This is a genomic window from Paludibacterium purpuratum (assembly GCF_004363805.1).
GTDB lineage: Bacteria > Pseudomonadota > Gammaproteobacteria > Burkholderiales > Chromobacteriaceae > Paludibacterium > Paludibacterium purpuratum.
In genome coordinates this window covers 24,819-42,159 of sequence record NZ_SNZP01000009.1, presented here as the reverse complement: position 1 = coordinate 42,159, position 17,341 = coordinate 24,819, and the positions used below count along the sequence as shown (strand labels likewise).

Genomic DNA, 17,341 nt, shown 5'->3' with positions numbered 1-17,341 from the left:
CCCACCTCCGTGGCTCGGAGGTGGGCGTCATCGTTTCCGCCCTTGGCGCATGCGCTTCAGCTCAGGCCGACACCCGGCCGATAAACCAGCACCTGTTGCGTCGGGCTGTCCTCGGCGCTGGTGGCAAAGGCCTCGGTCGTCATGGCGTTGACCGGCGCACCGGTGCTGACGCTCCAGGTACCGTCGATCTGGTAAGTCGCCGTCATGGTGGTTACGCCGTATGGGAAGGTGATTTGCTGCGGGTTGTTCATGCTGGCGACAGTGATCGATTGATTGACTTTTCCGCTGTAACCGAAGCTGATCCAGTAGGACAAATTAGCGGTGCTGGCCGGGGTGAAGCCGTAGCCGACATTCGGCAGTGCCGGGTAGCCGAAAGTGCCGGCGCCGTCCATACCGATGCCGGTGATCACGTTGTTGACCGCCGGGATGCTGGTGTCTGTTCTGACGGTCAGCTGCCCCGCTGTACCGGTGGTGGTGGGCGAGAACAGGTAGCCGTAGCTGTTTTTGCTCAATGTGGCTTGATTGCCGGTGCTTGTCGGCAAGATCTGCTGGCTGGGTGTCGGGTCGTTGTCGAACCAGACCAGATCGTAGGCGGTGTTCCAGATGAATTGGATTTGGATGCCGGGGTTGGCGCCAGTCACCATCCAGGCCAGGGTGTCGAGCGTACCGGTGCCGGTGGCTGCGACGTTGCCGCTGTCTTGGTAGACGCAGACGTTGCCGGCGTTATTCGAGTTATTGACGCACCAGAGCGTGAAGCTGCTATTGCTCATGATCTGTCCTTTTCCCTGAGGGTGGTTCGCGTAGATGGTCATGCCAAACGAAATATGCGTTTGGCATTTTTTGTTTATAATGCATTTGAAATTAAAAGAGAAGGACGAACTGCCGGTACTTCAAGGCAAGCGCCAAAGAGGCAGACGCGCGGTCAGCGAACGGGGCAGGGGAGCGAGAGGCCACCGAGGCCGAACCAGCGCGCCAGGTTGTCGAAGTCGCGCCGAGCGCCGCGATCGAGCCGGCGATAAGCCTGTTGCAGGCGTAGCGTGAGCGAACGGTCGACCACACGACGCGGCTGGCTGCGGAAGATCATCATGAATGGCGCCAGGGCGGTGTGGTAGCCATGCGCGGCGAGGCCGGCGTCTTCAATGGCCGTGCGCAATTCGTCGAGGCTGAACGCCGCGCGCATGGAGTGGAGAAAGTCGGCGGTAAAGAGTTGGGATTGTTGCTCGATACGGTCGTAGGCAAAGTGACGCTGGGTCGCTTGTCGCTTCAGGCGGCCAAAGTCGGCCAGGAACAAGCCGCCGCCGGGCTTCAGGACGCGGTGGATTTCACGCATGGTCTGAGCGAGCGCCTCGGTGTCCGGCAGGTGGTGCAGCGACATGGTGCATAGCACCGTGTCGACGGATGCCGGCCCCAGGTTATTGAGGCAGGTGACGTCGCCATAGCTCGGCGTGACGTTGTCGACGCCTTGGCGGGCCAGGGTGTCGCGTGCCAGATCGAGCATGCGCGGGGAGGCGTCCAAGCCGATAAATCGGCTCTCGGGGTTCAGTCGGGCAATTTGCGCCAACTGGTTGGCCGGGCCGCAGGCCAGATCCAACACCAGGTCGCCCGGCCGGATGACCGGCAGCGACAGCGCCGCGTGAAAGAGATAAACGTAGGCCAGGATGCCTTGGTCGCGGCCGCTTTCGGCAAAGGCTTCCACCTGCGCCGGCGCTTCCATGACGGCATCGGATTCCGGCACTCGCAGCAACGGCTCGCGAGGCAACTGCTCTAGCAGTAGGTGGGCGATCATGGCCGGGACGGACACGGTTCAATGCTTTCCGTTGAGGCGGCGGCAGAGTAGCCGCGGCAGACGCAGAACGAAGCCCAGCATCAGGCGAATGTGCATCCAGGTCAGCAGACGGTTGTCGCGCCAATAGTTGAAATGGGATACACCGCCTTCCTCGGGTTGGAAGTACTTGACCGGTGCCTGCATGTTGACGGGGCGTACCCCGTGCCAGCACAGCCGTACCACCGCTTCCGGGTCGAAGTCGAAACGGCGCATCCAGCGTTGGCGATGCATCACTTGCCGCAGTGGGGCGATCGGATAAACGCGGAAGCCGAACAGCGAATCGCCAATTCCCATGCCAAGCGTTTCCAGGTTGGCCCACCAGTTGGAAATCTTGCGGCCCTTGACGCGCAGCGACGGCGCACTGGCGTCGAACACCGGCACGCCGAGCACCATGGCGTCGGGATGCTGCTGGGAGCTGGCCATGAAGTCGGGGATACGGTCGGCCGGGTGCTGGCCATCGGAGTCCATGCACAATGCGTGACTGAAGCCAAGGCTGGCTGCCTGTTCGATGCCGTATAGGACGGCGGCGCCTTTGCCGCGGTTTTCCGGCAGAACCAGGACTCGCAGACCGGGGTCTTGCTGCGCCAGCGCTTCGAGTGCTTGGGCCGAGCCATCGGTGCTGCCATCGACCACCACCCATACCGGCTGCCAGTGGTGTCGGGCGGCGCGTACGGTTTCAATGACCTTGGGGCCGGGGTTGTAGCTGGGAATTAAAACCAGATGTGTCGAGGAAGGGCTATTCATTCGTGTCATGGCGCCGAGATCATTCTTACCCGGCTGAAATGCGAGTTTGCGGAACATAGCCGATTAGACGGCGCGCGGTCAAGGCGCGGGCTTTGCATCCTTGCCCTTACCGTAAGTCGGGGTCGATGGAGCGGGTCATCGACGATTCGAAGTATTGTTGGAGTCTGGCCGCGGTCAGTTCCAGCTTTTCGTCGGCATCGAACTGTTCACCCGGCACGGCGCGGTAAATCAGCGGAAAGACCGGCGGTCGCCATATTTTCCAGCCCTTGCTCAAATAAGGCGAATTGGTGGTGATCAGGATGGTTTGCAGCGGTACGCGGGCTTTTTTGGCGATCAGGGCCACCGAGCCCTGCAGGTCGTTGATCGGCTGATGGACAGTCCGGGTGCCTTCGGGGAAGATCATCAGCAATTTGCCCTCCGCGACGCTGTCGATGGCTTGGCGGAACATTCGCCCGGGATGGCGGTTCGAGACGTAACCGGCCAAATGGGCGCCCGCGCCGAGGAACAGGTTGCCGCTGATGCTGGCTTTCATCAGGCATACTGCCTGGCGCACGCGCGACAGCACCAGAAAGGCGTCGATCATGCTGGGATGGTTGGGAACCAGCAGTAGGTGCGTGCGCCCGTTGAGCGTATCGAGCGCCGACAGGTCGAGCCGCATCAGCCCGCAGGCTTGTGCGCCGTCGAGAAAGGTGCGGCAGATCAGGCTGATCGTCCCGCGCACCAGCGGTTCGCGCAGCGACCGGGGGGCGACCACAAGAGGGAGAGCCAACAGGTTGCCCAGAAGCAACATGGAACCCAGCCAGAGCAGCATGGTGTAAAACAAGACAATCTGGTGAACGCGATGAATGTGGTTCAGCATTAAATTTCGATTTCGGGCAACCACGGCATGGCGGGAAAAGCCAATGACATTCTATGTTTCGGGATAAGACGACAGTCTATTCGACCGGGGTGCAAACCGGGCGTATAGCTAGACCATCATCAACCATTTTTGCACAATTTTACTTTATAATACCTTAAATTGTGATAGGCCCCCGTACTCCTGCTGGAATTTACATGCTAGAAGATATCGTTAAAAACTACCTGATAGACAATAAAGGCAAAGATACTGCCCTGTTTGACAAGCCCGATCTGCAAGTTTCCGACTTGAAATTGGACTCGCTCGATATGGTGGAAATGCTGTTTGAGATCGAAGATCGCTGTGGGTTTCAATTGCCCGATCCGATGCGCTACGCGCAAATGAGTTTTTCCGCCATGTTGGCCGATATCGAAAGCGCCATCCGCGCGCATGATAACGGCGAATTGCCCGAGTCCGATCTGCAAGCGAGCAAATAATTGACCAAGGTACTGATCACTGGCATGGGGGCCATCAGCCCCCTGGGTGCCGACCGGCTGAGCACGTTCGCCGCCGCGTTGGCCGGACGGTGCGCGATCGGCCCGGCGACGCCGGAGATCGCGAAGTGGCTGCCGCAGGTGCTGGTTGCACCGGCCGCGGTCGATCCCCGTTCGTTGCTCGATAATTGCCACGCGCAGCTCGATCGGGCGACGCAATTCGCGTTGGTGGCCGCCAAAGAGGCGCTGGCCGATGCCGGCGTCGCGGCCTCCCCGGACGGTGCGCGTCGTTTCGGCGTCTATGTCGGCATCGGCTTTGGCGGGGCGCAAACGGTGGACGCGTTGTATACGCGTCTGCATAACACTTTGCAAAACGGCCAAGGCAATCGTAGTCCGACCGTGGTGCATCCGTTGTCGGTACCGCGCATGATGGCCAATGCCGCCGCCGCGACGGTGTCGATGCAGTACGGCTTGCGCGGCCCGAGCAATACCTACTCGGTGGCTTGCGCATCTTCCGCGGTGGCGATCGGCGAGGCGTTCCGGGCAATCCGCGACGGTTATCTGGATGCCGCCGTGGTGGTCGGTACCGAAGCCATGTTGACGCCGGGGGCGATGTTGGCGTGGAACGCCTTGCGCGTGATGGCCAAACCCGACGCTGCCGATCCGGCGCGCAGTTGCCGCCCATTCGCGCTGAACCGCAGCGGGTTCGTGCTCGGCGAGGGCGCGGCGGCCATCGTGCTGGAAAGCGAGGCGCGCGCGGCTATTCGGCAGCGCGCGGCGTTTGGCGAGCTTTGCGGTTATGGCTGCAGTAGCGACGCCGCGCATCTGACCGCGCCGTCGAGCGAGGAGCAGGTGGTGGCGATGCGTCAGGCGTTGGCCCAGGCCGGGCTCGAACCGGAACAGATCCAGTATCTGAATGCCCATGGCACCGCCACCGATGCCGGCGACGTGGTCGAGGCGCAATCGATCCGAACGGTGTTCGGCCAAGCCGCCACGCGTCTGGCAGTCAGCTCCACCAAATCGATGCATGGCCACCTGATCGGCGCCAGCGGTATTCTCGAATTCGTCCTCAGTATGATGGCGATGAATAGCGGTTCGCTGCCGCCGACGGCTACGTTGGATACGCCGGATCCGCGCTGCGATCTGGATTTCATTCCTCTGACGGCGCGCCACGGTTGCGAGGTGTCGGCCATCATGTCCAACTCTTTCGCTTTCGGCGGCAGCAATGTGTCGCTGGTGGCTCGACGGTGTTGACTTGTCTCGTGGGAGCGGCTTTAGCCGCGATTTACTTGCGGCGGCCAATCGCGGCGGAAGCTGCTCCTACGGCCGTTCTTAGATCATCCCGCCGTTGATCGAAATGATCTGGCCGGTGATGTAGCTGGCTTCTTTCGATGCCAAGAAGGCCACCAGGCTTGCCACTTCCTCCGGTTTTCCCACACGGTTCATCGGCACCATGCGTGCCACCTGCTCCGCACCGAAGGTGTCTTTGGTCATATCCGATTCGATGATGCCCGGCGCAATGGCGTTGACGGTGATGCCGCGGCTGGCCAGTTCGATGGCCAGCGATTTGGTGGCGCCATGCAGCGCCCCCTTTGCCGCGGCGTAGTTGGTCTGTCCGCGGTTGCCGGTCAGTGCGGCGACCGAGGACAGATTGATGATGCGCCCCCAACGGGTGCGGATCATCGGCATGGTCAGCGGTTGGGTGACATTGAAAAATCCATGCAGCGAGACGTCGATGACGCGATGCCATTGATCCGGCCGCATACCGGGGAAGACGGCATCGTCGTGGATGCCGGCGTTGTTGACCACCACTTGGATGGCGCCGGCCGCCAGCAGGTTTTCCAGGCTCTGGCGCGTGGCCTCGGCGTCGGCGACATCGAATTGTACGGCTTCGGCCGACAGGCCCTCTGCGGCCAATTCGGCGCAGAGCGCCGTGGCGGCGGCGAGTTGGCGATTGGCATGGACGATGACATGAAAGCCATCGTGGGCTAGACGTCGGCAGATGGCGGCGCCGATGGCGCCGCTACCGCCGGTGATCAATGCTCGTTTCATCGGAGGTCGGACTCTTACAGGGTTTTGCCGGCAAGGGCGGCGGCGTCCAAGATGGCGCTGACCCGGCCGCTTGCCAATAATTCGCCGGCATGGATTTCAAATTGATACAGCACACTGACGTCGTTGCCGGACAGGCGGGTGGCGCGGATGGTCAGCGGCTGCCCGATATCGTCCAGGCGCGGCCGATGCCAGCGCACGTCGCGCACGCTGGCGAGAAAGCCCGCCTTGGGGGCCTCGTTCGCGCCATTCAACAGCGCGCCGTGAACCGCCATGGCCTGCGCCGCGTATTCGATGGCGTTGGCAATGCCCAGCCGGCCGTTCGCGCGCAGTGGGTTCTCCCTGGCCAGATGGCTCACGGCCGCGCAGACAATGTGTTGATCGTCCCATTCTCGAACCGCATGCAGCAGGCACATGTCGCCATGGTGCGGGATGCGCGCGGCGATCCAATCCCGGTCGATCATGCGCCGACCTCGAGCGCCAGGCGCGTGTCGTCGAGATAGTCGAGCACCACGCGGCCGGCCGTGCCGGTCGCCAAGGCGCGCAGTAAGGGCAGACCGCGCGCGGCGGGAATCTGTTGACGAATATGTTCCAGTTGCGCGTCGTCCATCGGCTCGACCGGATCGCGAGTCAACGCCAGGCGTAGCGAGGCAAGGCTCGCGGCGCTACGCGCGGGGTTGAGCACCATGCCGATACCGAACGGATACGGAATCGGTCGCAAGGCGTAAAGCGGTTCCGGATAGGCGGTATCGAAGGCAATGAGCAGGCAAGGTTTGCCGCTGGCCAGCGCCTGGGTGGCGGCTTCGAGCAGGCCTGCGCCGAAGGTGGCGTCGTAGGCTGCGAGGCTGGTGGAGGCGGCCGTACAGTGGGTGGCGATGCTCCAGTAGCCGGCCGCCGCGTTGTGCACCGAATTATGAAAGCGGGTCGGGGAGATCATGCGATCGCTCGACGCCAGGGTTTCCAGAATGTTGTGACAGTTTTCGCAATCGCCGCCCGTCGAGGAAAAAACGTTGGCGAGCGAAGCCGGGTCGATGCCGGCGGCATCGGCCGCGGCAAGGCCGACAGCCATCGACAGCTTGATGGCCATACCGGCGCGGCGACGCTCTGTCGGCGGTAATAATGCCGGCGCCGCGACGACGATCGGCGCCAATTCGATCGGCTGCTCGCCGCAGAGGATGCGGGCGGCCTCTTCCCAGTTGGCCAGTCCCGGCCCGAGGATGCTGACGCCGTCGATGTAAAGGGGTGCCATGCTCATACTGCCTCCCGAGAGAAAATCAGGCTGCAGTTGCTGCCGCCGAAACCGAACGAATTGCTGAGTACGTGGCGCAGGGGGCGTTCGACCGTCTGCAGCAGGTAGTTGCAGTGGAGGCGAGGGTCGCGTGCCTCGGTGCCGACGCCGCCGGGCATGAAGCCGCCGTCGAGCGCCAGCGCGCAGATGATGGCCTCGATGCCGCCCGCCGCCCCCAGCGTGTGGCCGGTGTGGCCCTTGGTCGAGCTGCACGGCGTGGCGCGACCGAACACGGCATCGACCGCCGCGTCTTCGGCGGCGTCGTTGCTCGGCGTCGCGGTGCCGTGCAGGTTGATGTAGTCGATGTCGTCCGGTTGTAGACCGGCTTGTTCGAGGGCCGCGGTCATGGCCGCGCGCGCGCCTAGTCCTTCTGGATGCGGCGAGGACATGTGGTAGGCATCGCTGGTTTCGCCGACGCCGGTGAGCAGAATGCCGCCGGTAGCCTTGCTATCGGGCCGCTCCAACAGCGCATAGGCGGCGCCTTCGCCGATCGAGATGCCGTCGCGCTGGGCGTCGAAAGGTTTACACGGATTGGGCGAGACCAGTTGCAACGAGGAGAAGCCGTAGATGGTGGTCAAGCACAGTGTGTCGATGCCGCCGACCAGTGCCGCGTCCACTAGGCCCAGTTCGATCATGCGTTGCGCCGCGCCGAAGACTTTGGCGCTGGACGAGCAGGCGGTGGAAATGACACTGGCCGGACCGGACAGGCCGAAATAGTGGCGCACGAAGTCGGCGACCGAATAGGCGTTGTGGGTTTCTCGGTAGCGGTGCTCGGCGGGCAGTCGGCCGCTGGCCGGATCGCGGTGACGGTAGGCGACTTCGGAGCTGAGAATGCCCGAGGTGCTGGAGCCGAGGATCACGGCGACCCGGTCGGCACCGTAACGGTCGATGGCGGCGCGTACCCGGTCGGCGAAGCCATCCTGCTCCAGAGCGTACTGCGCCAGGCGGTTGTTGCGGCAATCGAAGCGCGCCAGGTCGGGGCGGAGAGCGAAGGCGTCGACGCCGGCGACCTCGCCCATACAGAATTCGAAATCGACGGTTTCCCAATGTTGGCGGACGATGCCGCCACGCTGACGGCGCAGGGCGTCTATGTGGGGAAGGATGCCGGCGCCAAGCGCGCTGGTCAGGGTATAGGCACTGAGTTTGAGAGCTAGCATAAAGACTTTATGGCAGGTCGATACGGCGTGGCGTCGGCGGGCCACGATCCAAGGCTTCGAACAACGGTAACCGGCAACGTGTCATCGGGCATCTTCGCAAGCCTGACGCAGTGTGACGGGTTTCAGTCGGCGCAGAGCCAATTCATCCAGAATACGCGGTAGAACTTCCAGAATCACAGGCTGGCCATCGGGGGTGCGAGCGGCGTTGCCGTCATGCAGCAGGAGGATATCTCCAGCCGCGAGATTGCAGGTCAGTTTGGCGAAAACCGCATCGGGATTAGGGTTCCGCGTATCATAACCTCGACGTGTCCAGCTCGCAAGAAACTGGCCGGATCGTTGTAAATAGGGGTCGAGGAAGGGATTTCGCAGGCCGGCGACCGCCCGGTAAAAGCGCGGCTGACGACCGGTAATGGCGGCGAGCGTGGCTCGGCCTTCGCCGACTTCTCGCCGCCAGCCGGCGGGGCCGAACAGCGAGGTGTGCTTGCGATGGCGTTGGCCATGGTTCTCGATGTCATGACCTTCGCGAATGGCCTGATGACACAGCTCGGCATAGCGTGTTGCCTGTTCGCCGATGCAGAAGAAGGTGGCGCGCGCGCCGTGTCGACGCAAAATGGCCAGCACCTGGGGGGTGACTGTCGGGTCGGGGCCGTCGTCGATGGTGATGGCGACTTCGCCGCGCGCGGCGGCGCTGTGCGGAAGCCGTGTCAGGTTACGGCCCAGCAGGCGGCAGCGCGGCAGCAGGCCGGCCGCGGCGATGACGCCATGCAGCGCGAAGAGCGCGCCCGCGATCCAGGGCCAGGCCGAGGGGCGGGCGAAAAGCCCGGCCAGCGCCAAGAGGTGCAGCGCCAGGCATAGCCGCAGGAAAGGGGAGAGTTGCCAACGTATCACGGTGTGCGCTCCATGGCCCTGGTGGCGAAAGGCCCGTCATCCAACCAATGCTGCCATAGGGTTTGCCATACCGGCCAACTATGGTCGCCGTCGATGCGCCGCAGGCGCGCGTCGGGTGTCAGTGTGGCCAGCATGTCTTGACCGCGGGCGAAACGATCGGCTCGACCGAGGCCGAGCCAGATCGGCAGACCGGCCTCGCCGCGCTGCGATTCGCGCCATAGCCAGTGCCACCAGCGCCGCTCGTCGGCACGCGAGCCGTCCGGGTCGCGCGCCCAGGCCTCGGGCCCGCCCGCGGCCGCCAGCTCGTTGAGAATGTCGGCGGTGCCGGGGTAGGGGGCGATCAGCTTGATGCCGGTCAGATCGTCGGCGTGCGAGGCGGCGTAGTCGAGTGCATTGAAACCGCCAAGTGAAATACCCGCCAGCCAAATGCCGGTATAGCCCAGCGCTTTGGCGGGCGCAATCAATTGCCGGCGCAGGTCGGATGCCACGCTTTGCGCCATCACTTGTTGGTAGCCGACTTCGGCTAGCGCGATGTCCAGCGGCAATTGCCGCGCGCGTACCGCGGCGACGAAACCTTGCTCGATCAGGTCCTCGAGGCGCGCCTTGGCGGGCGGCAGCAGCACCAAAAGCTGCGTCGCCCGCTGGCCTGGGTGTGCTAAGTCATGGATGACGCGCATGGGAGCGAATCCGTGTTAGCCCGGCGGAAAAGACCAGCGCCAGTAGGGTGCCAATGGCCACGGTGGAGCCGATGTAAGACAGCACCGGCACGCTCGACGTGCCCAAGAGCCCGAAGCTCATGACGGTGGCCAGGTTGGCGATGACCAGTGAAGTTTCCATCTTGCGTTGATCTCCGCCGCTGTCGCTGACGAAGAACAGTGCGTAATTGGAGCCGATGGCCACGACCAGCAACAGCCCGACTAGGTGCAGGATCGTCAATTGCACACCGCCGGCGTGTAGGAGCGCCACCACGCACAGTACGGCGCAAGCCAGCGGTAGCGCGACGCGCATCGCGCGGCGCGGGCCGCAGGCAAGGCTCAGTAGTAGCAGGATGGTCAGGCAGCCCAGCGACGACAGCAGCAGCGCCTCGTGGGTGTAGCTGTCGAAGATGCCGGTGGTTTCTTCCAACAGATCGATCACCGTGACTTGGCCGAGCCCGTTGGCATCGAGGGCCGCGCTCACGCGGTTCAGGTCGAGACGGTCGTCGGTCGTGCCTTGTCCGCAAGGGCTGAGCGGCATCAGCACCAAAAACCCGCTCGTGCGCTTGATCAGCATCGAATCGAGCAGCATGCCGGACGAGGTGCCGGCGAGCGAGGCACGCGTCAGTAGCGGTTGGCGGCGTGCTGCGCGCAGATCGGTCAAGAAACCGTCGAGTTTGTCGGCCGACAACGGCAGGCCGGCGAGCCCAAGCTGCAGATTGCCGCGCGCCTGCGCCTCATCGGGCAAGGCGGCCTGGCGTGCGCGCTGGGCGGCCAGGCTTGGCAGGATCTGGCTTGGCGAATGGAAGCCGCAGATAACCTGATTGCGCTGCAAGGGGCGCAGCACGGCGTCGACGCGTTCCGCCTCGGCGAGCGCGCTTTCCTGGTTCGGCGCGGTGAAACTTGCCACGTAGCGCATATCGTTGCCGCCCAGGTCGCCACGCAGTTGAAGGTCGAGCGCACTTTGCGCCTTGGAGATCGGACTGAGCGCCGACAGCTGGCGGTTCCAGAGGCTTTGATGGTTGACGACCAGCACCAGCGCGGCCAAAGCACCGGCGGCGACCATCAGCCAGCGCATACGCATCAGGAAGTCCAGTGCCTGTTGTAGTCGCAGACCGATAGGGGTCAGGTCGTTCAGGCGGGCGTTGGCCGGCATGAGCACGGGCAATACGTAGCGCGTGACCAGCGCGGCGGTGACCAGGCCGCTGATCGAGTACAGGCCCAACTGCGATAGGCCGGGGAAGCTGGAGCACAGCAAAGCGGCAAAGCCGGCGATCGAGGTCAGCACACCCAAGCGGATCGTGCGCCAGAAGCCGGCCGGGTGACTGCCGTTTTCGCGTTGCATGAATAGATAAATCGAGTAGTCGACCGCCTCGCCGATCAGCGTGGTGCCGAAGCCCAGCGTCAGCCCGTGTACATGGCCGAAACCGAGGCTGACCGCGGCGATGCCGACCAGTGCGCCCGAGACGACCGGCACCAGGCCCAGTAGCAGCAGCACCACCGAGCGGTAGATCAATAGCAGCAGACAGACCACCAGCACGGTGCCGACAACGGCCAGACGACCGACTTCGCCCTGAATGGTGTTGCGCGCCGAGACGGACAACACACTGGTGCCGCTCATCTTCAGCCGAGTGGCGGCCGGATGGCCTGGTAGCGAATCGAAGGCCATGCGGATGGTGTCGAGCGCATGGGCCTGGGCGTCGGTATTCAAGCCCGAGTCGGTGAGTTGCACCATCAATACGGCGCGTTGGCCGTCGCGCGACACCCAGATGCCATTGTCGGTGCGCGGCGGTGTTTCGCCGCCGAATTGGTCGATGATGCGCAGCGTTTCGCCGGTCGGGTCGCGCGGCAGAATCTGTTTGACGATCAAGCCGGCGTCGCCGGACATATCGTCGATCAAGTCGCCAACGGCTTGATGCATGCCGGCCGCGCTGAAGCGCTGCGAATCGATCGCCGGGCTGAGCAAGTAGCGGTTGTCGAAATAATAGCGCTGATCGCGTTCTGCGGTGGCGGCATCGCCATTCTGTATCGAGGAGAACAGCGGGTTGCCGGCGAGCTTGTCGACCAGGCCGCGCGACAGCCGGGCGCGCTCGGCATTGTCGCCGCCTTCGATGCCCAAAAGGACGATGCGGGCGATCGCGCCGTCGCGCAGCTGATCGAGCAGCATCTGCTGCCGGGTACTGGGCGCCTTGGGCATGAAGGCCGACAGGTCGGCGATGAAGCGGGTCTGGGCGATCACCAGTACGGCGGCCAGCATCGACAACGCCCAGACGGCGAGCAGCAGGGTCCGACGCGGTGATTTCATCGCGAGTTGGCGCTGGTGATGGTCATGTCGGAGCGGTCGCCGTCAGCTTGCAGGAAGGCGATGGTCTTGACCTGCGCGCGGCTACCCGCGATGCGGATCTGGCTGATGATCTTTTGCATGCGCGGCTGGATCGGCACCAGTGTCAGTTGCCATTCTCCGGCGGTGCCGGACAGGGTGACGTTGTAGAAGCGCTCAAGCGCGCCGCGGTCGCCGGAGAGGGTGGCGCGGATGCTCTCGACGAAGGCCGCCACTTCGGGGCGGTCGTTGAGCGATACGGTCATCTTGCGGCCGTCGCTGCGTTCCAGCGTCAGCTTATCGCCCACCAGCACCATCGATTCGGGCTTGGGCTTGAGGGTGCGCTTTTCCAATCGGTCCGGAGCGGTGAAGGACAATTCGCCGGACGATTCCAGCGGCTGGCTCAGCACGGCCAGGGTTTTCTTTTCGACGAAGGTGGCGCTGCCGGTCTTTTTCTGGCTCAGCATCTGCATCAGATCCTGCATGCCCCAGTCGGCGGCATGGGCGGCGGTCATGGCCAGCAACAGCAGTAGTAGCCCGGCAAAAGATTTGGCGATTCGGTTTGCGTGCATGGTTTGTTTAGGCTTCTTCCCAAAAATCGTAAAAATTGAACCAGTTGAAAGGCTGGGCGCGGCATTGGCGCTCCAGCGCCGCCACGTATTTGCCGAGCAGGGTCTCGATGGCGGCATCGCGTTCGAGGCCGGCGAGGTCGGCGCCGTCGGTCAGCATTTCAAAATGAACTCGGTAACGGTTGCCGCCCAGATAGAGGCCGGCCATGAAATAGACCGGATGGCCCAACATGAGTGCCATGCGGAAGGGGCCGGTCGGGAAGCGGGCCGGCGCGCCGAGAAACGGCAGAGTGACGTATTGATCCGGCCCGACGGCGCGGTCGGCCAAGATGCCGACCAACGCGCCTTCCTGTAAGCGGCGGTGCACGGCCAGCATGGCGCCGAGCGAGCCCAGCGGGATGATGTCCTGCATGGCGTTCGGGTTGATCGCCGACAGGGCGCGGTTGATTCTTTGCGCATTCTCCGGGTACATCGCCATGCTGACGGACAGGTCCGGCCGATGGCGTGCCATGGCGCGCAGCACTTCGAAACTGCCCAGGTGCGCACCGAACAGCAGCAAGCCCTGACCCGCGTCGTGATGCCGGTGCAGGGTGTCGGCACCGTCGAGCGAAATCCGGAAAGTATCGAAGCGGTCGCGCAGCAGATAGATGCGGTCGTGGATGGTGCTGGCGAAGGCCAGGACATGGCGGTAGCGGTCGAGCCAGCTTGCCGGGCGTCCGAGGCAACGGGCCAGGTAGTCTTTCGACGCGCGCCGAGCTTTGCCGCCGAACAGCACGAAATACAGGGCGATGCCGGCCAGCACCACGCGCGATAGTCGTCGGCCCAATCGCAGCGACAGGGTGCTCATGACGCTTAGCCAGAAGACGTTGCCGCGCTCCTTGTGGTGTAGCCAGGCAGGGGAATCGGCCGATTCGGGGGGGCTGTTCGAATGGCTCATGGCGCGGCCTCCGGCAATAGGAACTTGCCGTCGGCCACCTTGCGCTCGCCTGCGCGGATTTCGAAGCGGACGGCGCAGCCGACCACCTCGACATCGAGTTGCAGCGCCGTGTCCGGTCCGACCGGGCTATGGAACTTGGCGACCGCCAGGCCCATGGGCTCCTGGCCTATGGCCTCGGCGATGGCGAGCTGCGCCAGGTCGAGCAGCACGACACCCGGTACGATGGGCCGGCCGGGGAAGTGACCGGCGAAGGCTGGGTGATCGGCGGGGATAGACAGTGCCAGAGTCGTCATGGCGTGTTCCGGTCGAGGATGTGCTGCTGGATCAGGGTATCCAGCGTGCGTGCCAGGATCTTGCCGTTGCCATCGCGCGGCAGCGAGTCCACGAAGACGATCGGGCGCGGCAGGAATACCGGGTCGATGTGGGCGCGCAGGCCGGCCAGGAGGGTTTCCCGGTTCAGGGTCGGCGCCACCACGAAGGCCGCCAGCCGTTCCACGTCCTGGGCGCCGTGACGCTCGGGGATGCAGAAGACGCCGTCTTCGACGCCAGGCAGTGCGGCGAGCGTGGCGTTGAGAAAGCTCAGCGAGCTGCGTTTGCCGGCGACGTTGACCATGTTGGCCTTACGGTCGACCAGTCTGAACGACGAGGGGGAGAGCAACTCGACAGTGTCGTTGAGCATCTGCGGCGTCTGGTAGACCGTGCCCTGTGCCCAGGTCTCGCCGTCGCGGACGGCGAGGGTGATGTCGCCGAGATTGTGCCAAACGGTCTCCCGGCAAGGTTGGCGGGTGGCCAGTTGCCCGGTCTCGGTCGAACCGTAAATCTCGATGACCGGACAGCCCAGGCGCACCTCGGTGTCTTGGGCCAGTTCGGCCGACAACGGGGCGGTGGCGGATAGCACCGCCGCGACCGGCGGCAGCGCGATGTCGGCTTCGAGCAGCTTGCGCAGATGGAATGGGGTAATCACCAACAGGCGCGGCGCGGCCATTTCGGCCAGGCTCGCGGCGATGTCCAACGGAAAGAACGGGATGTGGGTCGACATGCGCCCGCCGCCGAAGATCGGCAACAGCACGCTGGACTCCAGACCGTACATGTGTCGGATCGGTACCGTGCCCACCACGGAACAGGGGCCGCCGGCCGCTTCCCAGATGCGTTCCGCGCCGGCCAGTATGCCCAGTCGCAGCCGGCCGAAGGCCTTGTAATGCGGTTTCGGCGTGCCGGTCGACCCAGAGGTGTAGACGCAGGCCACCAGCCGGTCGAACGGGATGAGCGGCAGGTCGGCCGAGATCGCGCTGTTCGATGCCGCGGTGTCGACGCGGAAATACGGCAGGTGGTCGGCCGGCGCGGCATCCTGATCGCCGAGTAGCAGCAGGCCGGGTTGTTCTGCGGCGACGGCGGCCAGATGCTCCGGCGCGGCCGAGTTGGGCAATACCGTCATGATGCCGCGTGCGATAGCGGCGAACAGCGACACGGCGAACCAGTATCGGTCGCTGCACAGGTTGAGGACGCGTTCGCTGGCCGGCAAGGCGGCGGCAAGCGCCATCACTTGCGACTGAAAGCATTCTCTGGAGACGACGGCGCCGCGATAGAGGGCGAAGGGCGCCTGGGGGTCGGTCGCTGGAAGCAAGGGTAACGAACTCATGATGACGCTATTCGATGTGCTGTGAGATTGGCGTCGCGGCGGACGATTTACGCTGTTGCATGTACTGGCGGTACGAGCGGATCGTCTGGGCGATGCTGAAGTGCGGTCTATCCGGCAGGGTGCGCAGTCGGATCAGGAACTCGCCGCCGAACATGATGCCCAGCGAAATCGGCGTCAACACCGTGGCGAAGAAGGCCCAGGCCGCGAGCGGAGCCAGGCAGAACAGCGCAACGGATACGATCGCGCTGACAGCGAAATAGAGGGTCCAGACCAGGGTGACGCGCCAAGTGTAATGCAGGTAGCGGGCGTCGAGCTCCTCGGCGATGGCGAGCTTGGCGATGCGGGAGCACAGTGCGCCTTCGTGGCTGCGCAAGGTGCCGCCGAACAGGACGCCGAGCGATAGCATGGCGCCGAGATGCTGAATGAAATAGAGCCAAGCCGCATGGCCTATCAGCCGGTCGATGTTCAGCGCGATGGCGATGCCCGCCGCGAGGCAGGCCAACATCGCCGGCCAGCGAAACGGCGACTGCCAGCAGGCGGCGACGATGCCTGCCGCCAGTGGGAGCGACCCCACGATCACTGCCAGAAGCGGCGGATGATTGGTGGAGGAGGCCAGGTAGCTCAACAACACGTAGACGGCGAAGGCGCCCGCCAACAGGGCCGGGCGCAGCTTGCGCCAAAGCGGCATCATTTCGCGCGGTGCTCGCCGATATAGCTCGCCAGGGCGCGCAGCGAGCCGAAAATCCGGGCGTTGTCTTCGCTGTCGGCCTTCATTTGCACGCCGTACTGCTTCGACATGACCAGGGCGATCTCCAGAATGTCGATGGAGTCGATGCCCAGTTTGTCGCCATACAGCGGTTCCGTCGGCTCGATAGCTTCCGCCGCGATGTCCAGGTTCAGCGCCGTCACGATGAGTCCCGCCATTTCTCGTTCGAGGGCCAGGTCCGGTGCGGTTTGTGCAGTGGATTGAAGTGACATGGTTTGCAGTTTCGCGCTAAATGTTAATGAAGATGTATCGGCAATCGCCAACGTAATCTACTTTCCGGTATGATCACGTTCCGTCTGAAACAGGCATGCTTCCGTCCGCGCGGGTTTTCGTGCCCGATGGCGGGTTCGCCGGAAGTTCCTTGACGAAAAGGGCAAAATTATAGCAACAGGGCTGCCCAGAGGTACAGTGCGATATCGGATTGAAGGAGTCGATTTGAACGAAGGGGCAATCATTCGCCGTCGTGAGGGAATGGGATTTTGGACAACGGTTGCGACCCATTTCTGGTTCAAGATGTTTGGCACGATGGGGTTCACCCTGTGCTTTTTCGTCGCTTATCTGTTTTTGCTCAAGCACCCGGCCGCGCCGGTCAGTATCATTCCCACGACATGGCTTGACGATGCCATCGGCTTCCAGCCCGTTGCGCTGCCGATTTATCTGTCGCTTTGGTTATATGTCTCGCTGCCGCCCATCCTGATGCTGTCGACCGGCGAGATCGCTCGCTATGGTTTGCGAGTGCTCGTGCCTTGCCTGATCGGCCTGGCCGTATTCTATTTATGGCCCAATGCGGTGCCGCCGGCGCATATCGACTGGACGCAATATCCGAGCGTGGCGTTTTTGAAACAGGTCGACACGGCGGGCAACGCCTGCCCGTCGCTGCATGTCGCCACTGCGGTGTTTTCCTGCTTCTGGCTTTATTGGCGCTTGCGTTTCCTGCAGGTGGGAACGATGTCGCAGGTATTGAATGTCGTCTGGTGCGTGGCCATCGCCTATTCCACCATGGCTATTAAACAGCATGTCGCGTTGGACGTGCTGGCCGGTACTGTGCTGGGCATCGTCACCGCCTTGGCGACCGGCCTGAAAGCCCATGCTGCCCGCGGACTCGGTCTGAGTATGTGACCGGGACTGCTCCATC

20 protein-coding genes are annotated in these 17,341 nt (G+C 63.6%); 3 read left to right on the top strand and 17 right to left on the bottom strand.

All coding sequences use genetic code 11. The features are described from left to right. Positions 1-56: 56 nt before the first annotated feature. The 4 genes from DFP86_RS11810 to DFP86_RS11795 all read right to left on the bottom strand — a co-directional run bounded on the left by DFP86_RS11810 (position 57) and on the right by DFP86_RS11795 (position 3,428). On the bottom strand, positions 57-770 hold the full coding sequence (locus DFP86_RS11810; protein ID WP_133681455.1) for a hypothetical protein: 714 nt from the start codon (positions 768-770) through the stop codon (positions 57-59). Positions 771-922: 152 nt separating this feature from the next. Beyond that, positions 923-1,801: a class I SAM-dependent methyltransferase gene (locus DFP86_RS11805; protein WP_133681453.1), complete on the bottom strand. Its 879-nt coding sequence runs from the start codon at positions 1,799-1,801 to the stop codon at positions 923-925. 3 nt (positions 1,802-1,804) lie between these two features. Then, the gene (locus DFP86_RS11800; RefSeq protein WP_243729378.1) at positions 1,805-2,578 is read right to left on the bottom strand and encodes a glycosyltransferase family 2 protein; all 774 of its coding nucleotides are present in this window, start codon (positions 2,576-2,578) and stop codon (positions 1,805-1,807) included. A gap of 97 nt (positions 2,579-2,675) precedes the next feature. After that, positions 2,676-3,428, bottom strand: coding sequence for a lysophospholipid acyltransferase family protein (locus DFP86_RS11795; RefSeq protein WP_133681449.1), 753 nt, complete (start codon positions 3,426-3,428; stop codon positions 2,676-2,678). A 194-nt stretch (positions 3,429-3,622) separates the two neighbouring features. Between DFP86_RS11795 and DFP86_RS11790 the strand changes: the two genes are divergently transcribed. Both DFP86_RS11790 and DFP86_RS11785 read left to right on the top strand, forming a co-directional pair. After that, complete coding sequence (locus DFP86_RS11790; RefSeq protein WP_133681447.1) at positions 3,623-3,901, top strand: acyl carrier protein; 279 nt, start codon at positions 3,623-3,625, stop codon at positions 3,899-3,901. Continuing rightward, positions 3,902-5,152 (top strand): beta-ketoacyl-[acyl-carrier-protein] synthase family protein, encoded by a 1,251-nt coding sequence (locus DFP86_RS11785; RefSeq protein WP_133681445.1) that lies wholly within the window; start codon positions 3,902-3,904, stop codon positions 5,150-5,152. It begins immediately after the preceding gene. 78 nt (positions 5,153-5,230) lie between these two features. On the opposite strand, the gene fabG is transcribed toward DFP86_RS11785, so the two are convergent. From fabG to DFP86_RS11720, 13 genes are all read right to left on the bottom strand, one after another. Continuing rightward, entirely contained in the window at positions 5,231-5,950 is a 720-nt protein-coding gene (gene fabG, locus DFP86_RS11780) for a 3-oxoacyl-ACP reductase FabG (protein ID WP_133681443.1), read from the bottom strand. 14 nt (positions 5,951-5,964) lie between these two features. Further along, positions 5,965-6,411 (bottom strand): hotdog family protein, encoded by a 447-nt coding sequence (locus DFP86_RS11775; RefSeq protein ID WP_133681441.1) that lies wholly within the window; start codon positions 6,409-6,411, stop codon positions 5,965-5,967. Further along, positions 6,408-7,202: a beta-ketoacyl synthase chain length factor gene (locus DFP86_RS11770; protein ID WP_133681439.1), complete on the bottom strand. Its 795-nt coding sequence runs from the start codon at positions 7,200-7,202 to the stop codon at positions 6,408-6,410. The genes DFP86_RS11775 and DFP86_RS11770 overlap by 4 nt, the downstream gene beginning before the upstream one ends. After that, positions 7,199-8,392 (bottom strand): beta-ketoacyl-[acyl-carrier-protein] synthase family protein, encoded by a 1,194-nt coding sequence (locus DFP86_RS11765; RefSeq protein ID WP_133681437.1) that lies wholly within the window; start codon positions 8,390-8,392, stop codon positions 7,199-7,201. The genes DFP86_RS11770 and DFP86_RS11765 overlap by 4 nt, the downstream gene beginning before the upstream one ends. 81 nt (positions 8,393-8,473) lie before the next feature. Next, entirely contained in the window at positions 8,474-9,280 is an 807-nt protein-coding gene (locus DFP86_RS11760; protein WP_133681435.1) for a polysaccharide deacetylase family protein, read from the bottom strand. Then, positions 9,277-9,957, bottom strand: coding sequence for an alpha/beta hydrolase (locus tag DFP86_RS11755; RefSeq protein WP_133681433.1), 681 nt, complete (start codon positions 9,955-9,957; stop codon positions 9,277-9,279). Before DFP86_RS11755 ends, DFP86_RS11760 begins: the two co-directional genes overlap by 4 nt. Next, entirely contained in the window at positions 9,941-12,280 is a 2,340-nt protein-coding gene (locus DFP86_RS11750) for an MMPL family transporter (RefSeq protein ID WP_133681431.1), read from the bottom strand. The genes DFP86_RS11755 and DFP86_RS11750 overlap by 17 nt, the downstream gene beginning before the upstream one ends. Continuing rightward, positions 12,277-12,867: a LolA-related protein gene (locus DFP86_RS11745; RefSeq protein WP_133681429.1), complete on the bottom strand. Its 591-nt coding sequence runs from the start codon at positions 12,865-12,867 to the stop codon at positions 12,277-12,279. Before DFP86_RS11745 ends, DFP86_RS11750 begins: the two co-directional genes overlap by 4 nt. Positions 12,868-12,874: 7 nt before the next feature. After that, a complete protein-coding gene (locus tag DFP86_RS11740) occupies positions 12,875-13,801 on the bottom strand; it encodes an LpxL/LpxP family acyltransferase (RefSeq protein ID WP_133681427.1) in 927 nt (308 codons plus the stop codon). Further along, positions 13,798-14,094, bottom strand: a complete 297-nt coding sequence (locus tag DFP86_RS11735; protein WP_133681425.1) for a 3-hydroxyacyl-ACP dehydratase FabZ family protein — start codon at positions 14,092-14,094, stop codon at positions 13,798-13,800. Before DFP86_RS11735 ends, DFP86_RS11740 begins: the two co-directional genes overlap by 4 nt. Next, on the bottom strand, positions 14,091-15,440 hold the full coding sequence (locus DFP86_RS11730; protein WP_133681424.1) for an AMP-binding protein: 1,350 nt from the start codon (positions 15,438-15,440) through the stop codon (positions 14,091-14,093). Before DFP86_RS11730 ends, DFP86_RS11735 begins: the two co-directional genes overlap by 4 nt. Positions 15,441-15,447: 7 nt before the next feature. Next, positions 15,448-16,131 (bottom strand): COG4648 family protein, encoded by a 684-nt coding sequence (locus DFP86_RS11725; protein WP_133681422.1) that lies wholly within the window; start codon positions 16,129-16,131, stop codon positions 15,448-15,450. Next, on the bottom strand, positions 16,128-16,469 hold the full coding sequence (locus DFP86_RS11720) for a phosphopantetheine-binding protein (RefSeq protein ID WP_243729377.1): 342 nt from the start codon (positions 16,467-16,469) through the stop codon (positions 16,128-16,130). The genes DFP86_RS11725 and DFP86_RS11720 overlap by 4 nt, the downstream gene beginning before the upstream one ends. A 262-nt stretch (positions 16,470-16,731) precedes the next feature. Between DFP86_RS11720 and DFP86_RS11715 the strand changes: the two genes are divergently transcribed. Beyond that, positions 16,732-17,325 carry a phosphatase PAP2 family protein gene (locus tag DFP86_RS11715; protein WP_243729376.1) on the top strand — a complete coding sequence of 198 codons (594 nt, stop codon included), beginning with the start codon at positions 16,732-16,734 and terminating at the stop codon, positions 17,323-17,325. The last annotated feature ends 16 nt before the right edge of the window (positions 17,326-17,341 follow it).